The sequence below is a fragment of the Photorhabdus sp. CRCIA-P01 genome, assembly GCF_003545805.1.
GTDB classification, from domain to species: Bacteria; Pseudomonadota; Gammaproteobacteria; order Enterobacterales; family Enterobacteriaceae; genus Photorhabdus; species Photorhabdus antumapuensis.
This window is the reverse complement of the sequence record NZ_NMQR01000100.1, coordinates 1-4,830: the sequence shown is the minus strand read 5'-3', so window position 1 is coordinate 4,830 and position 4,830 is coordinate 1. Positions and strand designations below refer to the sequence as shown.

Sequence of the window (4,830 nt, the reverse complement as noted above, 5' to 3'; positions counted from 1 at the left end):
ACGGTGCAGCCGGGCAGTGACAGCCACTATCTGGTCGAGACCGACCCGAAATTTACCCGGTATAAACAGTGGTTAGGCTCGGACTATATGCGGCAACAATTAACGCATGACCCGGCGCTGGTCCACAAACGCCTGGGCGATGGGTTTTACGAACAGCGGCTAGTGCGCGACCAAATCACCCAATTGACCGGCCGACGCTATCTGCCGGGCTACAATAACGACGAAGCACAGTTTAAAGCGCTGATGGATGCCGGAATTGCCTTTGGCCAACAGCAACAGTTAACGCCGGGCGTCGCCTTGAGTCCGGCGCAGATGGCGCTGTTGACTTCGGATATTATCTGGCTGACGAACCAAACCGTGACCTTGCCGGATGGGACTACCGAGGTGGTGACCGTGCCGCAGGTTTATGCGCGTGTCCGTCAGGGCGACCTGAGCAGTGATGGCGCCTTGCTGGCCGGTAATACCGTGGCCCTTAACAGTCAGGGCGATATTACCAACAGCGGCACGATTAGCGGGCGTGACGTCACTCAACTGACCGCCAATAATCTCACCAACAGCGGCTTTATTCGCGGCGGCAAAGTGGATTTGACGGCCCAACAAACGCTCGCCAACCGGGGCGGCCGGATTCAGGGGGATGACCGGGTGACCTTGCGAGGCCACGATATCACCAGCGCGTCTACGTTACGCGGGGATGAGGCTAACCGCTGGCTGGACCGTCCGGCGGGCATTTATGTGCAGAACGATAAAGGCACCTTATCGCTGAGCGCCATCAACAATGTGCAATTAACCGCCAGTGACATCAAAAACGCCGGTAAAGACGGTCGCACCGAGATAACGGCAGGCCATAACCTGACGCTGGATACCCTAAGCACGCACCGTACAGAACAGGGCGACTGGGGGAAAGATAACACTCGCCATCTGACCCAACAACAGGATATCGGCAGCCGGATAACCGGCGCCGGTGATGTAACCCTGCAAGCCGGACAGGATTTGACCGCCACCGCTGCCCACGTCAATGCCGGTCAACACCTGACGGCGCAGGCCGGGAATAACCTGACATTGACAACCGGTACCGCTTCATCCGATTTAGTGGAACACAGTAAACAAACCAGCAAAGGCTGGCTGTCCAAGTCGTCAGTGGAAACCCACGACGAAGTGCATGATCGGCAGGCGCTCAGTACCACATTCAGCGGCGATAAAGTGAATCTACAGGCCGGAAAAGACCTGCATATCCGCGGCAGCAATGTCGCGGGCACGCAGGATGTCAGCCTGAACGCCGGTCAGCAGCTTACCGTCACCACCGCCGCCGAATCTCACGGCGAAACCCATTTACGGCAGGAGAAAAAATCGGGCCTGATGGGGACCGGCGGGATTGGCTTCACATTAGGCAAGGCCAGCCAGAAAACCACCACGGACAGCGACAGCCAGCTGAGTAAAGGCAGCACGGTCGGCAGCAGTCAGGGCAATGTGACGCTCAACGCGGGAGAACAGCTCCGGGTTCACGGCAGTGAAGTGATTGCCGGTAAAGACCTGACGCTGACCGGCCAACAGGTCACGGTTACCAGTGCGGAAAACCGCCATAACACCACGACAAAAACCGAACAAAAACAGAGCGGCTTAACCGTGGCGCTGAGTGGCGCCGCCGGGGGCGCCATCAACACGGCCGTGCAAACGGCCCATGAAGCGCAACAGACCGCCGACCCGCGCCTGAAAGCGTTACAGAACACCAAAGCTGCCCTCAGCGGAGTGCAAGCGACTCAGGCTGCCCGACTGGCCGAAGCCCAGGGCAGTGACGAGAAAGGCAATAATAACCTGGCCGGGGTGAGCCTGTCCTACGGGCGCCAGTCTTCTCGTTCAGAACAGCAATACCGTCAGACCACCCAACAGGGCAGCCACCTCACTGCCGGGGATAACCTCACGATAACGGCTCACGGTGACGATAAAGGGACATCCGGCCCGAACGGTGATATCCGCATTCAGGGCAGCCAGTTACAGGCGGGTAAAGACCTGCAACTCAATGCGAATCGGGATATTGCGCTCTCGTCCAGCCAGAACACCGAACAGACCACCGGTAAGAACAGCAGCCACGGCAGCTCGCTGGGCGTGGGCCTGACCGCCGGACCCGGAGGCACCGGTCTGAACGTCTCGGCCAATGTCAGTCGGGGCAACGGCCGTGAAAACGGTAACGGCGTCAGCCACAATAACACCACGTTAGACGCAGGACAGACCGTCGAGCTGAACAGTGGCCGGGATACCACGCTGAAAGGGGCGCAGGTCAGCGGCGAACAGATTACTGCCGACGTGAAACGTCATTTGACACTCAGCAGTGAACAAGACAGCCAGCGCTATGACAGCCGACAACAGAATGCCAGCATGGGCGTCAGTGCCACCGTAGGCCCGCTCACCAACGGTACAGCAAGCCTCAATGCCAGCCGCAATAAACTGCACAGCAATTACGATTCAGTGCAGGAGCAGACCGGGCTGTTTGCCGGTCAAGGCGGCTATCAGGTTAATGTGGGTGAACATACCCAACTGAACGGTGCGGTGATAGCAAGTACCGCTGACAAGACCAAAAACACCCTCAACACCGGGACACTGGGTTTTAAAGATATTCAAAATAAAGCGGACTTTAGCGTTGAGCAGCAGAGTGCGGGCGTCAGCCTCGGCCAACCGACTGCCGGTCAGGTGCTGAATAATCTGGCGGTCAATGCGCTGACGGGGGCTCATAATCAAGGTCATGACAGCAGTACCACGCATGCCGCCGTCAGTGACGGCAACCTGATTATCCGGGATAAAGCGCACCAGACGCAGGATACCGCGAACTTAAGTCGCGATACCGATAACGCCGCCAATGTCTTGAGTCCGATATTTGATAAGGAGAAAGAGCAGCAGCGGCTGAAACAGGCGCAACTGATTGGCGAACTCAGCGCCCAGATGACCGAGATAGCCGGGACCGAAGGGAAAATTATCGCGACCACAGCGGCGAAAACGAAACTCAATCATATCAGTGAACAGGATAAAGCCGATGCCAGAGAAAAATTGATAAACTCAGGGAATAAACACCCGACTTCCGCGGATATCAATCAACAAATCTATGACACCGCTTACACACAGGCGCTGAATGACTCCGGCCTGGGAACCGGCGGCAAATACCAGAAAGCGTTACAGGCGGCTACCGCAGCGATTCAGGGCCTGGCGGGGAACAATCTCGGTCAGGCGCTGGCCGGCGGCGCGTCACCGTATCTGGCCGGGGTGATTAAAGATCTAACGACTGACCCGCAAACCCATCAGGTGGATATCGCCACCAATACGCTGGCCCATGCGATTTTAGGCGCGGTGGCGGCGGAAGTGAGCGGTAACAATGCCTTGTCAGGAGCAGCGGGTGCCGCGTCCGGTGAACTGGCGGCTCAAGTCCTGATAAAACAGCTTTACGGCGACGGGGCCAAAGTCAGTGAGTTAACGGAGGAGCAGAAACAAACTGTCAGCACCCTTTCTACTCTGGCAGCCGGGCTGGCAGGCGGCATTGCCGGTGACTCTACCGGGAGCGCCGTTACCGGGGCTCAGGCTGGGAAGAACTCGGTCGATAATAATCACTTAAGCGTTGATAAGAATCGCTCGAGAAGTGAGGAACTGGTCAACTGTCAGGGAGATAGTAGTTGCCGTACGACTGTCAGGGATAAGTATCGCCAAGAATACGATAAGGTTCAGGCACGAATAACAAGCTGTACCGGTGCAGAGCAATGTGTTGCTGTTGCCAAAGAGCTGCGGGCATTACAGGGTGATTACAGTGCCCGGATGAGCGAAATTCAGGAAAAAGCCAGAATGCAGGGACTGGATTCCCTCACACCGGCAGAAGTGCGGGAATGGGCTGATTTACGGGGTGCGATGTCGAATATTGATGCCTCCCGCAATTTAGTGCTCCATCGTGCCCAAGTCACCGGCGGCTCAGAAGAAACTACCCTAGAAATCGTGAAGATTATGGGGCAGACGGGGATTGCTGCATCTGCGGGAATGGCCGGAGGGATTAGTAAGGCTGGAGCGAAAGGGGTAAAAGGAGGTGCTATACCAGTACCTAATCCAGTGACAGCGAATAATGGGTTAGTGTATAAATCAAATCCTAAACATACTCCTGGCGGTGATGGAAATCGCCGTAATGCGGGAATAGAACCAAAAGACTCATTGAAACTTTTTGAAAACTCAATTCCAAGTTCCAAGAATTATGGTAATAAAGAAGTTAGATTCGCTAAGGATGAAAAAGGTAATATTCATCGGTTCGAAGGGACCAATGGGGAATATCACTGGAATGGAAGTACTGGTGATGTAAAAAATCCATTGAATAAAAATGACATTCCTAATGAAGTCAAAAAACAACTTGGTTTGTCTGGAAAATGGAGATAAAAATGATTTTTGGTGATCCATATCGTTTTGCAGTGTTAATACAACATCTTCCAGAATGGAGTGATGATACTTATAAAAATGGACTTTTCCATTTTTGTATTGATGGTTTTTTCTTCCCTGAAGAAATAAGGACATCTACCCTTTGGGTAGATGTCCTTTCGTTGAAAGACAATACTAATGCTTTATTTTCTTTTCAGGAAAATAAAGTGTTGTTTGAAAAAGGAACTAAAGATGCTTTTAACTTTATGTTAGGAATGATTTCTCCAGAGTTGATAGGACAAGATGAGCCTGAAAATTTTGAGCAATCTTACCAATATCAAGCATCAACAGAAAATATTAATGATGCTGGTTTTATTGTTTTTGCTGTTTCTCATGGTGATATGGTTAGGATACTCGGCGCTAAGTATAGTGAATTAAAACAAGACGAACATG

At 53.4% G+C, this 4,830-nt stretch carries 2 protein-coding genes; both read left to right on the top strand.

Annotated elements, in window-relative coordinates; all coding sequences use genetic code 11:
- Nucleotides 1–4,398: hemagglutinin repeat-containing protein (locus D3222_RS23465; protein ID WP_198672912.1), on the top strand; the 4,398-nt coding region annotated here is incomplete at its 5' end.
- A gap of 2 nt (nt 4,399–4,400) precedes the next feature.
- Nucleotides 4,401–4,830, top strand: a 430-nt coding sequence (locus D3222_RS23460) for an immunity 42 family protein (protein ID WP_118988236.1), incomplete at its 3' end; no start/stop codon positions are given.